General features: G+C 65.3%; 11 protein-coding genes. 4 read left to right on the top strand and 7 right to left on the bottom strand.

Annotation, left to right across the window (positions count from 1 at the left end; translation table 11 throughout):
* Positions 1-39 precede the first annotated feature (39 nt).
* The 4 genes from XnspCFBP7698_RS05545 to XnspCFBP7698_RS05530 all read left to right on the top strand — a co-directional run bounded on the left by XnspCFBP7698_RS05545 (position 40) and on the right by XnspCFBP7698_RS05530 (position 11,448).
* Positions 40-3,603 carry an ATP-binding protein gene (locus tag XnspCFBP7698_RS05545; RefSeq protein WP_123137284.1) on the top strand — a complete coding sequence of 1,188 codons (3,564 nt, stop codon included), beginning with the start codon at positions 40-42 and terminating at the stop codon, positions 3,601-3,603.
* 84 nt (positions 3,604-3,687) lie between these two features.
* Complete coding sequence (locus XnspCFBP7698_RS05540) at positions 3,688-3,897, top strand: hypothetical protein (protein WP_147423582.1); 210 nt, start codon at positions 3,688-3,690, stop codon at positions 3,895-3,897.
* Positions 3,898-3,994: 97 nt separating this feature from the next.
* Positions 3,995-7,579: a two-component regulator propeller domain-containing protein gene (locus tag XnspCFBP7698_RS05535; protein WP_104579941.1), complete on the top strand. Its 3,585-nt coding sequence runs from the start codon at positions 3,995-3,997 to the stop codon at positions 7,577-7,579.
* Between the two features lie 401 nt (positions 7,580-7,980).
* Positions 7,981-11,448 (top strand): ATP-binding protein, encoded by a 3,468-nt coding sequence (locus tag XnspCFBP7698_RS05530; RefSeq protein WP_343203217.1) that lies wholly within the window; start codon positions 7,981-7,983, stop codon positions 11,446-11,448.
* A 240-nt stretch (positions 11,449-11,688) separates the two neighbouring features.
* Here the strand turns inward: XnspCFBP7698_RS05530 and mdtD are convergent, their stop codons facing one another.
* The 7 genes from mdtD to hemE form a co-directional block, all read right to left on the bottom strand.
* A complete protein-coding gene (gene mdtD / locus XnspCFBP7698_RS05525) occupies positions 11,689-13,110 on the bottom strand; it encodes a multidrug transporter subunit MdtD (protein WP_123137282.1) in 1,422 nt (473 codons plus the stop codon).
* A 443-nt stretch (positions 13,111-13,553) separates the two neighbouring features.
* The gene (locus XnspCFBP7698_RS05520) at positions 13,554-13,889 is read right to left on the bottom strand and encodes a hypothetical protein (protein WP_039414365.1); all 336 of its coding nucleotides are present in this window, start codon (positions 13,887-13,889) and stop codon (positions 13,554-13,556) included.
* A 106-nt stretch (positions 13,890-13,995) separates the two neighbouring features.
* Entirely contained in the window at positions 13,996-14,274 is a 279-nt protein-coding gene (locus XnspCFBP7698_RS05515; protein WP_011051978.1) for a RebB family R body protein, read from the bottom strand.
* A 52-nt stretch (positions 14,275-14,326) separates the two neighbouring features.
* Positions 14,327-14,593 carry a RebB family R body protein gene (locus XnspCFBP7698_RS05510; protein WP_039414371.1) on the bottom strand — a complete coding sequence of 89 codons (267 nt, stop codon included), beginning with the start codon at positions 14,591-14,593 and terminating at the stop codon, positions 14,327-14,329.
* A 30-nt stretch (positions 14,594-14,623) separates the two neighbouring features.
* Positions 14,624-14,893 carry a RebB family R body protein gene (locus XnspCFBP7698_RS05505; protein WP_047696491.1) on the bottom strand — a complete coding sequence of 90 codons (270 nt, stop codon included), beginning with the start codon at positions 14,891-14,893 and terminating at the stop codon, positions 14,624-14,626.
* A gap of 22 nt (positions 14,894-14,915) precedes the next feature.
* Complete coding sequence (locus XnspCFBP7698_RS05500; RefSeq protein WP_011051975.1) at positions 14,916-15,209, bottom strand: RebB family R body protein; 294 nt, start codon at positions 15,207-15,209, stop codon at positions 14,916-14,918.
* Positions 15,210-15,994: 785 nt separating this feature from the next.
* Positions 15,995-17,059: a uroporphyrinogen decarboxylase gene (gene hemE, locus XnspCFBP7698_RS05495; RefSeq protein ID WP_123137281.1), complete on the bottom strand. Its 1,065-nt coding sequence runs from the start codon at positions 17,057-17,059 to the stop codon at positions 15,995-15,997.
* Between the last annotated feature and the right edge of the window lie 2 nt (positions 17,060-17,061).

The following is a 17,061-nucleotide window of genomic DNA, read 5'->3' as shown; positions in this document are numbered from 1 at the left end:
ATTGCGAGCATGCCGGCTGGACGAGGAAGGGATTCCTGCATGCGTGGTGTGTTGCTGGTGCTGGTCTTGCTGCTGACGGCGTTCCCGGTGCTTGCGGGAGTTCCGGCTATCCCGCGTTTCCGGATCGTGGGTGCCGCCGAGGGCCTGCCCTCGACCATGATTACCGCAATTGCACAAGACCGTGCCGGCTATCTGTGGATGACGACCTCCGATGGGCTGGTGCGCTATGACGGCGCCGACTTCAAGGTATGGCGCAACAATCCGACCGACCGTTATTCGCTGCGGAGCAATGTTCTGCAAGCGATGTATATCGACGATCAGGACCGTATCTGGCTGGCGCTGGCCGGCGCCGGGCTGGCGATGTTGAGCGCCGACCGCAGCAAGCTGACCGCCTATCTGCCTGACGACGTCCCTGCACTGTCGCAGGGGGACATCTACGCCATCGCCGGGCGGGGGGATGAGATCTGGCTCGGCATGTCGACCGGCAACGTCTTGCGGCTGGATGCCAAGGGAAATTTCAGCTCGCTCGATCTGTCGAAGATGGACCATCCGCTGGAGCCCAGTCCGGTCTATGCCCTGACGCTGGACGAACGTGAACGCATGTGGATCGGCACGCTCGCCGGTCTGGCGTATCACGACGGGCAGGCGGTGCACCGCGTTTGGCCAGATGGGGATGCCAGCGGTATCAATGCACTGCAGTGGGTCGGGCAACGACTGTGGGCCTCCATGGATTCGGGATTGCGCTATATGGATGCCTCCGGCGCTTGGCATACGCCGAGCTGGGCATCGATGTTTGCGACGGGCAACCGTGTCTGGACCGTGGCCGATGCAGGGGATGGCGAATTCTGGCTGGGCACCGAGCAGGGGCTTTGGCATACCCGACCCGGTCATCCACCGATGCCGGTGAACAACGGCGACGACCCGTTGGTATCCAATCGACATGTCGCCACCATCTGGCGCAGTCCGCATGGTGGCATCTGGGTGCCGTTGCATGGTCGCGGCCTTGCCTACCTGCGTGAAGATTGGCGTCGTACGGCAGTCTTCAAGCAGGTGAACGATCAAGGCAAGGGGATCAGTTGCAGTCTTGCGCCAGCCAATCGTTCTGGCGGGCTGTGGCAGTTCGATAAAAACGGGCGGCTGCTGCGTTACGACACCTCGTCCGGTGCACTGATACAGACCGGTATCCAGCATGATGACCTGGGCGATATGGAGGTTTCATCAGCGCTGGAAGACAGCCGCGGACAGCTGTGGCTCGGTAACGGGCGCCATGCGTTGTCGCGACTGGACCTGACCAGCGGCGAGCTGACCCATTTCAGCAGCGATGGGCCAGGCGAGGCTGTGCTCTGGCTTGGAGAGCCTGGTGACGGCTCTATCTGGGCCGCTTTCGAGCAGGTGATACAGCGGCGTGACCTGGCAACAGGGCGTGTTCTGGAGACCATTTCTCAAACGGATCTGCATGGTCTGCAGGAGGCGGTTCATTACCAGATCGGCACCGGGCCCGATGGACGCGTCTGGATCAGCGGAAGTGGCGGACTCCGTGCCTGGGACACGAGAACCCATCGATTTACGCGGCTGCCAGGACTGGATAGCGATTTCATTCAGCGCTTTGTCGTCCAGGATCAGAATCACGTCTGGCTTTACATCCCGGGAAGCATCGAGCACTGGGAGCTTCGTGGCGGAAGCTGGACACGGGTCCGTCGCATACCTGCTGCCGAAGGCTTTCCGGCCATGGACGCGTATGGTCTTGAACTGGATATGTACGGTCGCGTGTGGCTGGCCGGCGCGCGTGGCCTGTGGCGTATCGATCCGCGAACGGCACGCGCCAAGATTCGCAGTTTCGGTGCGCGCGATGGACTGACGAGCCAGGAGTTCAGTCGTCGCTGTTTGTTGATGTCCAATGACGGTGTCCTGGTCGGTGGGACCGCGGACGGGTTTACCTTGTTGATCGATACCAAGGCGCCTGACATTCCCTCGTTCACGCCGCAGATGCGTCTGGAGGCAGTAAGCGTCTTGCAGGCCGACAGACGTCGTGCGTTGCCGATCGGTGGTGGCTTCTCGCTGGCGCCAGACGATCGTCAGTTGCGCATTAACCTAAGGCTGTTGTCGTTCGTCGATCCGATGGCAAATCACTACCGCACCCGGCTGCAGGGCTTCGACACCGAGTGGGTTGAGCTCGGCGCTGCGGGCATGCGCGAGTTCTCATCATTGCCGCCGGGCAACTACGATCTGGAGATGCAGGGAATCGATCCGCTCGGCAATGCTTCGCAGGTGCAATCGCTGCGGTTTACGGTGTTGCCGCCCTGGTGGCGCAGCGAGGTGGGCATTGCGTTGATCTGCATGCTGGGTTTGTTGCTCGGTGCGCTGCTGGCCGCGGCCTATCGGCATCGCGTGCGCATGCGCGCGCAATGGCAGCTGGCGCAGCACAAGCGCGAGCTGGCCGAGCAGGCCTCGCTGGCCAAAACGCGGTTCCTGGCTACCTTGGGCCATGAGGTCCGCACCCCGATGACCGGGGTGCTGGGGATGAGCGAGCTGCTCTTGCAGACGCCGCTGGACGCGCGCCAGCAGGGCTATGCCGGGGCGATCCAGTCCGCTGGCAAGCATTTGCTGCGATTGGTCAACGATGCCCTGGACCTGGCCCGCATCGAGGCCGGCAAGCTGCCGCTGGATTACCGCGATTTCGATCTGCGGCAGTTGATCCGGCAGGTGGTGGAGCTGGTGCGCCCCAGTGCCGAGCAGAAGCAGCTGGCGTTCGAGTGCGACCTGGACGACGCGCTGCCGCCGGCCCTGCACGGCGATGCCAGCCGGGTGCAGCAGATCCTGCTCAACCTGTTGTTCAACGCGGTCAAATTCACCGAGCGTGGCAGCGTGCGCCTGCGCGTGCTGGCGGTGCCGCACAGTCCTGGCCAGGGGATTCGGGTCGAGGTGCGCGACACCGGTCCCGGCATGAGCGCCGAGCAGCGCGGGCGGCTGTTTCAGCGATTCGAGCAGGCCGAAGGCGCATTGACCCTGGCCCGGCATGGCGGCAGCGGGTTGGGCTTGGCGATCTGCCGTGAGTTGGCGGCGGCCATGGGCGGTGCGGTGAGCGTCAGCAGCGAACTGGGGCAGGGCGCGTGTTTCGTGGTGGAGCTGCCGCTGCGTTGGGTGGCCGCATTGCCGGTGGCGGCAGCGGCAGCGGCGTCGGCACGTGCGGTGCCGGCCAGCGAGCAGGCACCGTTGCACCTGCTGCTGGTCGAAGACGACCCGACCGTGGCGCAGGTGATGATCGGCCTGCTGCAGACGCGCGGGCACCAGGTGACCCATGTGCTGCACGGTCTGGCCGCGTTGGCCGAGGTGAGCACGCGCAGCTTCGACGCCGGCCTGTGCGACCTGGACCTGCCCGGCATCGATGGCGCGGCGCTGGTGGCGCAGTTGCGCGCGCGCGGAGTGCGCTTTCCGATCGTGGCCGTCACCGCGCGCGCCGATGCCGATGCGGAGCCGCAGGCGATGGCGGCCGGGTGCAATGGCTTCCTGCGCAAGCCGGTGACCGGCGAGTTGCTGGCCACTGCATTGGCGCGCGCGCTCGCCGACGCCGAGGATGCGCAGGGCGGCGACACTCGCGGTTAGACCGCCAGAGGCGGCAGAGCAGGTACAGTGCAGTCCGGCGCGGGAGTGCGCGCAACCGTGCGAATGGCCGGGACAGGGATGACGATGAAGAAGGGAGTGCTGTTCGTGCTTGCTGCGATGGTGCTGTTGATCGGCATGGACGCGGCGGCGGTGACCCAGATCGAGACGCCACGCATGCGCCGGTTCGGTCCGGCCGAGGGGCTGCCGTCGCGCATGGTGCTGGCGCTGACGCAGGACCGGCAAGGGGCCCCAACGCGGGCCATGCGGGGCCCTGCATCGCGACCGTACATCTAGCCGGTCGCGTGTTGCCAGCATGGTGCGCTGTCCGCACTATGGGCCCAAAGGAAACAACAACCGCATGTCGCCCCCCAACTGCCTTCCCTGTCGCGTGCTGCCGGCCTCGCTGATGACGCGATGCATGCTGCTGTTGTGCCTGGTGGCGGTGTGCGCATGGCCGGTACATGCATTGGGCGGTGTCCCGGTATTGCCGCAGCCGCGTCAATTGACGGTGGCCGACGGTCTGCCGTCCAACGTGGTGTATGGCTTCGACGAGGATGCCAACGGCTATTTGTGGCTGGCCAGCAGCGATGGATTGGCACGCTATGACGGCCGCAACTTCCGCATCTGGCGAATCGAAGATGGGCTGCGCGACAACCAGGTGTGGGCGGTGCACGTCGACAGGCACAACCGCGTCTGGGTCGGCACCGGGATGGCGGGCCTGGCCATGCTGGACCCGTCGCGGCACCGGTTCACCTTCTACGACGGCACGCGCTACCCCGCACTGCGCGGCGCAGCGATCTGGAACATCAAGTCCACCGACGACGGCAGCATCTGGTTCGGAACCGAAAGCAACGGGTTGTATCGGCTGCGACCGGACGGGGCGCTGGACCACTTCGTGCATCGCGCCGACGATCCACGCAGCTTGCCCGACAACGCCATCTACCGGCTCGAGGTCGACAGCCGCGGCGTGCTGTGGGTGGGAACCGCTGACGGCGCTGCGCACTGGACCGGCACGGATTTCGAGCGGCAGGCGGTTCCGCGCGGCACGTCGCAGATCATCACCCGGCTCACTGCCGACACCGACGGCAGCGTGTGGATAGGAACCGGTGACGACCAGCTGTTTCGACGCGACGCCGAGGGCTCCCTGCATCCGCATCAGTGGAAGGTGACCGCCAAATTTCCGGTGCTCGGCCTGCTGCTGCGTGACCACGACGGCAGTTACTGGCTCGACACCATGGATGGACTTGGCCACGCCATCGGCGAGGAGGTGAGCAACGTGCCGTTGTACAGCCTGGCGGCGCATGGTCGCATCCGCCCCAACTGGGAGTCGGCCTATCAGGATCGCGAAGGCGGCGTGTGGTTCGCCAGTCCCAACGGCGGGCTCTGGCATTTACCCTCGAACTGGCGCCGATTCGCGGTGGTGTTCAATTCCAAGGAAGACGGCAACCACGGCGGCAACCTGGCTATCCAGGCCGCAGCCAAATCCAGCGATGGGCGGTTCTGGCTGGTAGGAACCTCCGGCGTGCTCGAGCGGGTCGATCCTGCGGTGGGCAAGATGGAGCGCGTGTTGCCAACCTTGGGAGTGAGCAGCTGGTCCTACAGCGTGCTCGAAGATCGCAAGGGCCGGGTCTGGGTTGGCCATTTTGGAGAACTGGTCCGGTACGACCCGTCCAGCGGCGCGCTGCGGCGCTGGAAGATGGCCGACGAGCAATCGCAGGGCGACGACCAGGATGAAACACCGGATGCAGCGATGGAAGCGCTGCAGCAGACCGCCGATGGACACATCTGGGTGCGCACCACGACCGGGCTGCAGGAACGCGACGAGGACGGACGCGTGCTGCGTCAATTGCGGCGCGGCAGCCATGGCCTGGACTACGACGTGGTGGTGCACGATCTGCAGAACGGCCCCGACGGCGTGCTGTGGCTGGCCGGAAGCCGGGGCCTGCAGCGCTGGAATGCGGCCAGCGACCGCTTCGAGGCGATCGTCGGTGCGCCTGAAGAGCAAATCTTTACCTTTCGCTTCAGCGACAGTGGGGTCGCCTGGCTGGCCGGCCTGGGCAAGCTGCAGCGTTACCTGTGGAAGGACGGCCGCCTGCAGCACCTGGATACGGTCGGTGCCGAGCAGCAGTTTCCGGCGCTGGCGCCGCAAGGTCTGGTGATCGATGCCGACGGAGTGGCCTGGTTGTCGAGCATGCGTGGCCTGATCCGCGTCGATCCGGCCACACGTGGCGTGCGCGTCTTCGGCGTGCATGACGGGTTGCCCAACCCGCAGTTCGTGGCGCGCTCGCTGGTGCAATCTTCCAAGGGCATGATTGTCGGTGCCACCCCCGACGGGTTGGTGATCTTCGATCCCCGCGAGCTCAAGCCCAACGAGCACCGCGTTCCGCTGGTGATTGAGCGGGTAGGGCTGCGACGCGGCGAGAGCGGGCTGGATGTCAGTCATGTCCAGCCGTTGCTGGTGCAGGACGGCGATCGCGACCTGCATATCGTGGCGCGCCTGCTGAGCTTTGCCGATTCAGAATCCAATAGCTACCGCTTCCGCCTCAGCGGCTACGACCCGGACTGGATCGACGTCGGTCCCAGCGGTGAGCGCCTGTTCTCACGCCTGCCCGCCGGGGACTACACGCTGGAAGTGCAGGGACGCACCGCCGATGGCATCTGGTCGGAAAGTCAGACGCTGCGCTTCCGCGTCATGCCGCCGTGGTGGCTGTCGCCCTGGGGTCTGACAGCGCTGGGGTTGCTGCTGCTCTGCATCATCGCTGCCGCGGTGTTGCTCTACCGCCGTCGCCTGCGCCGCTTGAACGCGTGGCAATTGGCAGTGCACAAGCAGGAACTGGCCGAGCAGGCATCGCTGGCCAAGACGCGTTTTCTGGCCACACTGGGCCACGAAGTGCGCACGCCGATGACCGGCGTGCTGGGCATGAGCGAATTGCTGCTCAAGACCACGCTGGATACCAAGCAACGCAGCTACACCGAATCCATCCGCCGTGCCGGCGCGCACCTGCTGCGGTTGGTCAACGACGCGCTGGATCTGGCACGCATCGAATCGGGGCGGCTGGAGCTGGATTTGCAGCCGTTCTCGGTACGCCAGCTGGTTGCCGAGGTCGAAGGCCTGATGGCACCGCTGGCGCAGGAGCGCGGGCTGCGTTTCAGTCTGGAAGTGGGCTTGCTGGGCGACATCACTGCCAGCGGCGACCCGACCCGCATCCGGCAGATCCTGCTCAACCTGCTCAACAACGCGATCAAGTTCACCGAGCGCGGCGTGGTAGGGCTCAAGCTGACCACATTGGGCTCGTACCAGGGCTTGCGCTTCGAAGTGGCCGACACCGGCCCCGGCATCAATGCCGACCAGAAGGCGCGTCTGTTCCAGCGCTTCGAACAGGGCGATGGTGCCAAGACCACCTCGCGCTATGGCGGCAGTGGCCTGGGCCTGGCGATCTGCCAGGAACTGGCGCTGGCGATGGGCGGGCATATCGAAGTGATCAGCCGGCTCGGGTCTGGCACGCGATTCGTCGTGGACCTTCCACTGCGCTGGGTAGCCTCCAATGCACCGCTGGGCGGCGAAGTGCCGCGCGCCAGCGCTGCGGTCGCCCCGCAGCGCATCCTGCTGGTGGAAGACGACCCCACGATTGCCGAGGTCATCGTTGGTTTGCTGCGCTCGCAGGGGCATTCGGTGGTGCATGCACCGCATAGCCTGGCCGCGCTCACCGAGGCCGCGGACAACACCTTCGACCTGGCGCTGCTGGATCTGGATCTGCCCGGATTGGACGGGTTTGCACTGGCGCGGCAACTGCGCGTGTTCGGTTACCAGATGCCGTTGATCGCGGTGACCGCACGCTCGGACGAGGCGGCCGAACCTGCGGCCAGGGAGGCAGGGTTCGAGAGTTTCCTGCGCAAGCCGCTGACCGGTGACATGCTGGCCGACACCATTGCAGACGCGTTGCGAAAGGCGCGGCCTTACGATGGCGCCCGCTAGTCCACCCGCACGACAGCGCTGCGGGAAGCCTGCGGCGGGGTGAGTGAGTGACACGACGGTTTAGCATCGACGCGAGGTGGCGATTATTTCGCCAGGCATCGGCCTTGTTCAGGCAGCAGTCGCCTTGCACGCCTGGCGGCGGAGCGTTGCGGCACTGACCAAGTGCGGCGGTCAGCCCTGTGCACGCCGCGGCGAAACAGAGGGATGAGTCGCACACGCGCATGCGCGGGCTTGCCCGTACCGCGCGTGGCCCGCACTATGCGCCGACTTGTCGTGAAACTCTTCCGGTGCGCCTCTCATCCCGCTTCGCCTATCGGCTGCATGCTGCGCTTTGCTTGTGCCTGTGGCTGATTGTGCTTCCGGCACAGGCGCGCACGCCGGCCACACCGGCGCCCGTGCAGTTGACGGTTGCCGACGGGCTGCCGTCCGACACGGTCAATGACTTCGCCGAGGACAAGCAGGGCTATCTGTGGCTAGCCAGCGATGACGGGTTGGCCAGATTCGATGGCCGCAATTACCGCATCTGGCGAATGGAAGATGGCCTGCCCAGCAACGTGGTCTGGGCCGTCCATGTGGATGCCAGGGACCGGGTGTGGATGGGCTTCGAGGATGGCGGCGTCGGCTTCCTGGAAGCAACCACACGCACCTTCAAGCGACTGGAAGATCCGCAGTTTCCGGAACTGCGCGATGCCATGGTGTGGGCATTGGCGCAGACACCGAACGGCGACCTCTGGATCGGGACCGGCAAGCAGGGGGTGTACCGCTATCGGGCGGACGGGCGCATGCAGCATTTTGCCGCCACCGGTGCCGATCCCAACAGCTTGCCGTCCGACAGCATCGTCAATTTCGAGGTTGCGTCCGACACGCTATGGATCGGCACCTGGGGCGGACTTGTGCGGTGGGACGGCGAACGCATGCAGCGCGTGCCGCTCCCGGTCGCGGACCAGTCCGTCAACAGGATCTACCTGGAATCGGGCGGAAGGGTGCTATGGGTCGCCGATCTGCTGGGCAACACGTTTCGGCTGGACACCGCCACGCATGCCACATCGCGTCCGTGGCAGATCGCTGCCACCGGGCCGCAGGTAAGAGGTGTCTTGCTACGCGACACGCGCGGGCGTTACTGGTTGGACACCGATGCTGGTCTGAGCATCAGCAGTGGCGACGCGCCTATCAAAAAAGTGCCGATCTACAGTGCCTCGGCGCATGGGCTGGTCAATCGGAACTGGATCGCTTCCTATCAGGACCGGGAAGGGGGGCTGTGGTTTGCCAGCCTCGAGGGCGGGCTGTGGCATCTGCCGCCGCGGTGGGACACCTTCGCGGTGTTCTCGCATCATGAGGATGATCCGCAGTCGCTCTCCAATCCGTCGATCGCTGCGATGGCGCCTTCGGCGTTGGGCGGTGTCTGGATGGCGGGGACGCGAGGCGTGCTGGAGTACTTCGATCCGCTGAGCGGAAAGGTGACGCGGCATCTGGCCAAGATCGATCCAACGCGCGTCCCCGATACCGTCTTCGAAAGCAGGCAGGGGATGGTCTGGATCGGCGTACAGGAAAGCCTGGTGCGCTACGACCCGCGCACGCGGCAGGTCAAGCGTTGGCCGCTGCTGCAGGATATCGATCTCACGGTCGACCCCGACAATGCGGGCAGGCCGGGCAAGATGGCCGAAGATGCACAGGGACGCATCTGGGTGGCGCTGATGACGCAGGGCATCCAGCTGTGGAGCGACGCGGGGCAACTGCTCAGGACGATCGACTACGGAACCCATGGGCTGAAGGCGCTGACCGTGCTGGACATGCGGATCGGGCCCGATGGACAGGTCTGGCTGAGCAACAAGGCCGGCCTGTGGCGCTGGGACCCCAAAGCGGACCGCTTCGTTGCGGTGCCCGGCGCGGCTGCCCTGCCCACGTATGTGTTCCGCCTGGGAGATGGCGGCATCGTCTGGGTGGGGCTGGCCGGCGAATTGCGGCGGTATCTATGGGATGGCGCCCAGCTCCAGCACCTGGATACCGCAGGAAGGGAGCAGGAGTTCCCGAAGGTGGCACCGACCGGCATGGTGATCGACGCCGGTGGGGTGGCCTGGGTGTCCAGTCACCGTGGGCTGATTCGCGTCGACCCTGCCAGCAGGCTGGTACGCGTGTACGACGTGCACGACGGCCTGCCCAGCTCGCCCATGCAGATCGCCACGCTGGTGCAGGCCCGCACCGGGCAGATATTGGGTGGCACCTCCGATGGGGTCGTGGTGTTCGATCCGTCCACGATGCGGCCGAACGTACGCCGGCCGCAGCTGCTGATCGAACGTGTGGGCCTGCGGCGTGGCGAACGCAGCCTGGATGTCACCGGCACCACGCCGCTGCAGATGCAGGACGGCGACCGCGACCTGCACATCGTCGCGCGCATGCCCACCTTCACCAATCCCGAGTCCACCAGCTACCGCTTTCGCTTGAGCGGCTACGACCCGGACTGGATCGATGTCGGCTCCAGCGGCGAGCGGCTGTTCTCGCGCCTGCCCGCCGGACACTACACGCTGGAAGTGCAGGGGCGTACCGCCGACGGCATCTGGTCGGAAAGCCAGCAGCTGCGGTTTCAGGTGTTGCCGGCGTGGTGGTGGTCGCCCTGGGGCATGACCCTGTTTGGCCTGCTTGCGCTCAGCATTGTGATCGCATCGGTGCTGCTTTATCGCCGTCGCCTGCGCCGCTTGAACGCGTGGCAATTGGCGGTGCACAAGCAGGAACTGGCCGAGCAGGCATCGTTGGCCAAGACGCGCTTCCTGGCGACACTGGGCCACGAAGTGCGCACGCCGATGACCGGCGTGCTGGGCATGAGCGAATTGCTGCTCAAGACCACGCTGGATACCAAGCAACGCAGCTACACCGAATCCATCCGCCGTGCCGGCGCGCACCTGCTGCGGCTGGTCAACGACGCGCTGGATCTGGCACGCATCGAATCCGGGCGGCTGGAGCTGGACCTGCAGCCGTTCTCGGTGCGCCAGCTGGTTGCCGAGGTCGAAGGCCTGATGGCACCGCTGGCGCAGGAGCGCGGGCTGCGTTTCAGCCTGGAAGTGGGCTTGCTGGGCGACATCACCGCCAGCGGCGACCCCACCCGCATCCGTCAGATATTGCTCAACCTGCTCAACAACGCGATCAAGTTCACCGAGCGCGGCGTGGTAGGGCTCAAGCTGACCACGTTGGGCTCGTACCAGGGCTTGCGCTTCGAAGTGGCCGACACCGGCCCCGGCATCAATGCCGACCAGAAGGCGCGTCTGTTCCAGCGCTTCGAACAGGGCGATGGTGCCAAGACCACCTCGCGCTATGGCGGCAGTGGCCTGGGCCTGGCGATCTGCCAGGAACTGGCGCTGGCGATGGGCGGGCATATCGAGGTAATCAGCCGTCTTGGGCTGGGCACCCGCTTCGTGGTCGACCTGCCGCTGCGCTGGGTGGCCTCCAATGCCACCCTGAGCGGCGAGGTGACGCGTGCCAGCGCACTGGTCCCGCCACAACGCATCCTGCTGGTGGAGGACGACCTGACCATCGCCGAGGTCATCCTCGGCTTGCTGCGCTCGCAGGGGCATTCGGTGGTGCACGCGCCGCATGGCCTGGCCGCGCTCACCGAGGCCGCCGACAACGCCTTCGACCTGGCGCTGCTGGATCTGGATCTGCCCGGATTGGACGGCTTCGCCCTGGCGCAGCAACTGCGCGTGTTCGGTTACGAGATGCCGTTGATTGCGGTGACCGCGCGCTCGGACGAGGCGGCCGAACCCGCGGCCAGGGAGGCCGGCTTCGACAGTTTCCTGCGCAAGCCGCTGACTGGCGACTTGCTCGCCGATACCATTGCCGAGGCGCTGCGGCGGGTGCGTACGCGCGACGAGATCTAGTTGGCCGCTCAACCGTTGACAACGGCGGTGATGCAGCGCTGCAGCGTCCTGTTGATGGGTGATGGGCCATGGGTGGCGAGCGATGGGCGAGCCGGCATCGGTGCAGGCCGGCGTTGATTGCGACGGGTCTTGAACAAGCCGTCGGCCATCCTCGCGCAAGGCCGTGACCCTTGCGCCAGTCGGGCAATGACTTGAGAACACACCGCGTCCCGCTGCCTGCACCAGCCAAGGCGGCGGTGTCTACTCCGCCACTGCCTCCACGTCCTTGGGATGCGGCCGGGTCTCGGCCAGCTGCCAGAAGATCAGCGTGGAGGTCAGGGTGATGCCGCCCACGCACAGGAAGGTGGCATGCAGCGCGGCGGTGGCGCCGTGCGTATCGCCCAGATGCGTGTTGAACGCGGCCAGCAGGCTGCCGGCTGCTGCGGCGCCGAATCCGGTCGCCAGCATCATCACCATCGACAACAAGCTGTTGCCGGGGCTGGCTTGCTCGCGGTCCAGGTCGCGCAGGGTCACGGTATTCATGACGGTAAACTGCAACGAATTGACCCCGCCAAAGCAGGCCAGTTGCAGCAGGCGCAGCCACAGCGGCTGGCCGGCCTCGATCAGTGCAAAGCTGGCCATCGCCAGGCCTACCAGCACGGTGTTGACCATCAGCGTGTTGCGGTAGCCAAAGCGCCCCACCAGTTTCACCGCGGCGCGTTTGGCGGCCATGCCGGCCAGCGCTACCGGCACCATCATCAGCCCGGCGCGCATCGGGCTCATCCCCATGCCGACCTGCAGCAGCAACGGGATCAGAAACGGCATCGAGCCACTGCCGATGCGTGCGAACAGGTTGCCGAGGATGCCGATGCGGTAGCTTGCCACCTTGAACAGCGCCAAGGGAAACAAGGCATTGGCGGCCGTGCCGGCATGCAACCAGTAACCGGCAAGCGCGGCCAGCCCGCCGATCGCCAGCAACATCACGAAGGCATGGCGCATGCCCGGTTCGGCGATGCCATCCAGCGCCAGCGACAACGCCACCATGCCAAACGCCAGCATCAGATAGCCGACCAGATCGAAGCGCCGGCGTGCATCGCCGTAATGGTCCGGCATGATCTTCAATGCAGCGATAAAACCGATGATGCCGATCGGCAGGTTGATCAGAAACACCCAATGCCACGAGGCGACTTCGACCAGCCAGCCGCCCAAGGTCGGGCCGATCAGCGGGCCGATCAGCGCGGGGATCGCGATAAAGCTCATTGCACGCAGGAAGTCTTCGCGCGCCACCGTCTTGAGTACCGCCAACCGCCCGACCGGCAGCAACATCGCCCCGCCGATGCCTTGCACCACGCGCGCGGCCACCAACTGCGGCAGCTGTTGCGCAGCGGCGCATAGCAGCGAGCCCAAGGTGAACACGATGATCGCGGCAAGAAAGGTACGCCGCGTGCCGAAGCGGTCGGCAATCCAGCCCGAGGCCGGGATGAACATCGCTACCGCCAGCGCATAGCTGAACACCACCGACTGCATCTGCAGCGGGCTTTCATGCAGGCTGCGCGCCATCGACGGCAACGCCGTGTTGACGATGGTCGCATCCAGCATCTGCATGAAGATCGCCAGCGACACCAGCCACAGCAACGGCTTGACCTCGGCGTAGGCACGCACGGCAGGGGCGGAAGAGGGCATGGGCATCGCTATCGGGAGGGCAGCGCATTATCTCCGCGCGCGCGTGCAGAGCGTTGCAACACGCTGTACTGCCGCGCTGCTTGAGTCCGCCGCAGTGCGCGCGGCCGCATTGGCGGCGAGTGAGACGCGCCTCACTCAATCCAATTGCGGGCAAGCCGGATGCCACGAATCGTCGGGAACGGACGGCGGGCGCGTGCTAATGCCAGATCTGGCTTGCACCAAGCGGTTGCGTTGCTGGCGAAATCTTCTTGCGCCTGTCGCCGGACCGGTCACCGCAAGCGAGCGTCGTCTCACATGAGGGGGAACGACCGAGTGCGGGCGAGGGGAGCGTTCGATCAAGAGCCGAATGCACGCTTGGAGCTTTGCCGACGGCAGGGCCGACCAGGCTGGCGACGCTTGCGGCACGCGCGCTTGGCTGCATGACGGGGCACTAGCCCTGCGTTCTAGGCCAACGACGGCCTGCGCTGTTCAATGCCAGCCGACGCCGAGAACAGCACGGTGTTTTGTGGCTCGTGCTTGCCTGCGTATTGCAAGGCAACGCCATTGCGCACGGATTCCAGGAAGGCAAAATTGCCGTGCGGCACATCGATCACGCCGTCCAGCTTCTGGCGATACACCAGCGGCTGCACACCGGGAATCAGCGGAAGAATTCCGTCGAACTCGACGTTCATCACTGCCTTCTGGTGCGGCGCGAAGGTCGCCACGATGGTGCGGCCCCTGATCAGTCTGACGAAGACGTCCAGGGTGTTGGACGTGGGGATATGACGTAGTTGCAGCATGGGGCGTCCTTTCTCGATTCGATCAACGAAACCGCATGGGGTTGGCATCGCGTCGCTTAGTCAACCGGGCGCCGCTGGTGCGGCAGCAGCGGCGCCCGGTTGCCGATCAGGTCAGCCCGGCGCTCAGGATTTCCCGGGTGGCGACGCCATCGGACGCGGTATCGATCGAGTACAGGGTGGACACGCCCTGGGTGGTCGATGCCTGCATCGTCACGTAGGACTGCTGCTGGTTGTTGGTGGCGTTGTGCGCGGCGTTGGACAGCGCCTGGCTGGTGGCGACGAACAGGTTGCCCATTGCAATCGCCGGCGCATCGCCGAGGACCTTGGTGTTGACCTGGGAAACGGAATCGGTGATCTGGCTGTTGACGGCGGTCGGAAAGGCCATGGTGATAGCTCCTTGAGGTAGTGAAAGAACGAAGACGCTGCGGCGTTAGCGGTTAGCCGAGAATCTTCTTGGTGGCGGCACCGGTGGTGCCGGTATCGAGCGAATACAGCAGCGAAACGCCCATGGTGGTCGCTGCCTGTGCGGTGACATACATCTGCTGTTGCGCGAGCGTGGCGTTGTGGGCCGCGTTTGCCAGCGCCTGCGCGGTGGCCTGGTACAGATTGCCCATGGCTGCGGCGGGCGAGCTTCCCAGTACCTGCAGGTTGGCCTGGGTAACCGAGTCGGTGATCTGGTCGTTGACGGCGGTGGGAAATGCCATTGGTGGATGTCCTTGGCGTTAGCCTGGCCGTTAAACGCTCAGGATCTGCTTGGTGACGACGCCGGTGGAAGCGGTATCGATGGAGTACAGGGTGGCCACGCCCATGGTGGTGGCCGACTGCGCAGTGACATAGCTCTGCTGCTGCGCGTTGGTTGCGTTGTGGGCAGCGTTGGCCAACGCTTGCGCAGTTGCCTGATACAGATTGCCCATTGCAATCGCCGGTGCGTCGCCTAGTACCTTGGTATTGACCTGGGTAACGGAGTCGGTGATCTGGTTATTGACTGCGGTCGGAAATGCCATTTTCTTCTCCTAATTGTTTGAGTTAACGCGAGACCAGACCAGGCACGCCGGTACTCAAAATCTGTTTGGTCGCAACACCGGTGGTGGCGGTATCGATGGAGTAGAGCGTGGCCACGCCCATGGTGGTGGCCGATTGCGCGGTGACATAGCTCTGCTGCTGCGCATTGGTCGCGTTATGGGCGGCATTGGCCAGCGCTTGTGCAGTGGCCTGGTAAAGATTGCCCATGGCGATGGCAGGGGCATCGCCCAGCACCTTGGTATTGGCTTGTGTGACGGAGTCGGTGATCTGGTCGTTGACGGCAGTTGGAAAGGCCATGCTTTTCTCCCTGATGTACGGATGATTGAAGCGCTGGAACAAACGTGACGGTGTCGAGGTTGTGCAGGCGGCCTGCCTGGCTGGAGATGTGTTGCAGTGGCACCGCATCACCGTGGAGCAACAGTAGATCGCTGTGCTTTCGAAGAATTGGCGCAAACGACGGCAATGCCGGGTTTATCGACGTGAAGCCGAACCGGCTTGAGAGCGGCATGCAAGGGGGCGATGCGATCTGGAACGCGGTGCGGTGAATTCATCGGCAAATCGCAACCGGGTTTGCAAAAACACCCAGCGAAATGCGCGAGGACGTGCATCGTCTGGGCCGGCTGCCAGCGGGTTCCGCGTTGCGCTGTCCTGCGCCAGCCGCACTACGTGCCGCTGGTGAGAGATCAGACGAATCGGCTGTGACGCTGCAGCCGCAGCGCCTCGACTCACAGCATGAGTGCCGTCACAAATCGGTACGCGTGCGCAGAGGCCGGCTGCGGGCTGCCTGCTCTGGTCTGCGGTATCGCCGGGCATGCGCGTGTGGGCAGCGCTTGGCATGGGTGGGATGCCACGACCGACGCCGCGGCGTCGCCGGGAGCGAGTCCAGAAGGCTGACGCATCGGCGTCGATGCGCGGTGTTACGACGACCCGATGCTGGTGATGAAGACAGCGTTCCGACGCGGGCGGCGTTGGCCCGTCAGCGCGTGCTTAGGCGCTGCACTGCTCGGCCAGCACACGAACGTGTTCCGGCCTGATTCTGCGGCAACCGACAGCACGCGCGGTGCCGTCGGTTGCAGGGCCCGTCAGCGCTTGCTCAAGCTCTGCACCGCTTCCACCAGCACGCCTACGTGCTCCGGATTCATGTCTGGCGACATGCCGTGGCCAAGGTTGAAGACGTGGCCTTCGCGCGAGCCGCCGTTGCCCTGGGCGTAGCTGTCCAGGGTCTTGCCGACCTCGGCGCGGATCGCGTCGGGCGAGCCGTACAGGGTGGCCGGGTCCAGGTTGCCCTGCACGGCGACGCGGCCACCGGCGCGCTGCGCGGCATCGGCCAGCGAGATGGTCCAGTCCACGCCCACCGCTTCGGCGCCGCTGGCGGCCAGGTCGGCCACATAGGCACCGTTGCCCTTGCCGAACAGCACCAGCGGGGTGCGTTCTGCGCCATTACCGCGTTCCAGCTCACGCGCGATGCGGGTGAGGTAGGGCAGCGAGAATTCACGGTACATCGCCGGCGACAGCACGCCGCCCCAGGTGTCGAACACCTGCAATGCCTGCGCACCGGCCGCCCGCTGCGCGGCCAGGTAGGCGATGACCGCATCGGTGACGGTGCCGAGCAGGTGATGCAGCAGTTCCGGCGCGTTGAAGGCCATGGCCTTGATGCGCGCGTACTCCTTGCTGCCGCCACCTTCGATCATGTAGCAGGCCAGCGTCCACGGGCTGCCGGAGAAGCCGATCAGCGGCACGGACCCGTCCAGCTCGCGGCGGATCACGCGCACCGCGTCCATGACGTAGCGCAGTTCGGTTTCCATGTCCGGCACGCCCAGGCGATGGATCGCGGCGGCATCGCGCACCGGGTGACGAAACTTGGGGCCTTCGCCTTCGACGAAGTACAGCTCCAGGCCCATCGCATCGGGGATGGTCAGGATGTCGGAGAACAGGATTGCCGCATCCAGCGGGAAGCGCTGCAGCGGCTGTAGGGTCACTTCGCAGGCGATGTCCGGGTTCTTGGCCATGCCCAGGAAGCTGCCGGCGCGCGCGCGGGTGGCGCGGTACTCCGGCAAGTAGCGGCCGGCCTGGCGCATCAACCATACGGGGGTGCGGTCCACGGGCTGGCGGTTGAGGGCGCGCAGCAGACGATCGTTCTTGAGCATGG

It is taken from the genome of Xanthomonas sp. CFBP 7698 (genome assembly GCF_003600855.1).
Lineage (GTDB): Bacteria > Pseudomonadota > Gammaproteobacteria > Xanthomonadales > Xanthomonadaceae > Xanthomonas > Xanthomonas cannabis.
Note: the sequence above shows the minus strand (reverse complement) of the source record. Positions and strands in the feature narration are given on the sequence as shown.

Excerpts from the sequence above, each read along its gene's own strand:
- XnspCFBP7698_RS05545 (WP_123137284.1), top strand. The coding sequence starts at position 40 with ATGCGTGGTGTGTTGCTGGTGCTGGTCTTGCTGCTGACGGCGTTCCCG.
- XnspCFBP7698_RS05540 (WP_147423582.1), top strand. The coding sequence starts at position 3,688 with ATGAAGAAGGGAGTGCTGTTCGTGCTTGCTGCGATGGTGCTGTTGATC.
- mdtD (WP_123137282.1), bottom strand. The coding sequence starts at position 13,110 with ATGCCCTCTTCCGCCCCTGCCGTGCGTGCCTACGCCGAGGTCAAGCCG.
- XnspCFBP7698_RS05520 (WP_039414365.1), bottom strand. The coding sequence starts at position 13,889 with ATGCTGCAACTACGTCATATCCCCACGTCCAACACCCTGGACGTCTTC.
- XnspCFBP7698_RS05515 (WP_011051978.1), bottom strand. The coding sequence starts at position 14,274 with ATGGCCTTTCCGACCGCCGTCAACAGCCAGATCACCGATTCCGTTTCC.
- XnspCFBP7698_RS05510 (WP_039414371.1), bottom strand. The coding sequence starts at position 14,593 with ATGGCATTTCCCACCGCCGTCAACGACCAGATCACCGACTCGGTTACC.
- XnspCFBP7698_RS05505 (WP_047696491.1), bottom strand. The coding sequence starts at position 14,893 with ATGGCATTTCCGACCGCAGTCAATAACCAGATCACCGACTCCGTTACC.
- XnspCFBP7698_RS05500 (WP_011051975.1), bottom strand. The coding sequence starts at position 15,209 with ATGGCCTTTCCAACTGCCGTCAACGACCAGATCACCGACTCCGTCACA.
- hemE (WP_123137281.1), bottom strand. The coding sequence starts at position 17,059 with ATGCTCAAGAACGATCGTCTGCTGCGCGCCCTCAACCGCCAGCCCGTG.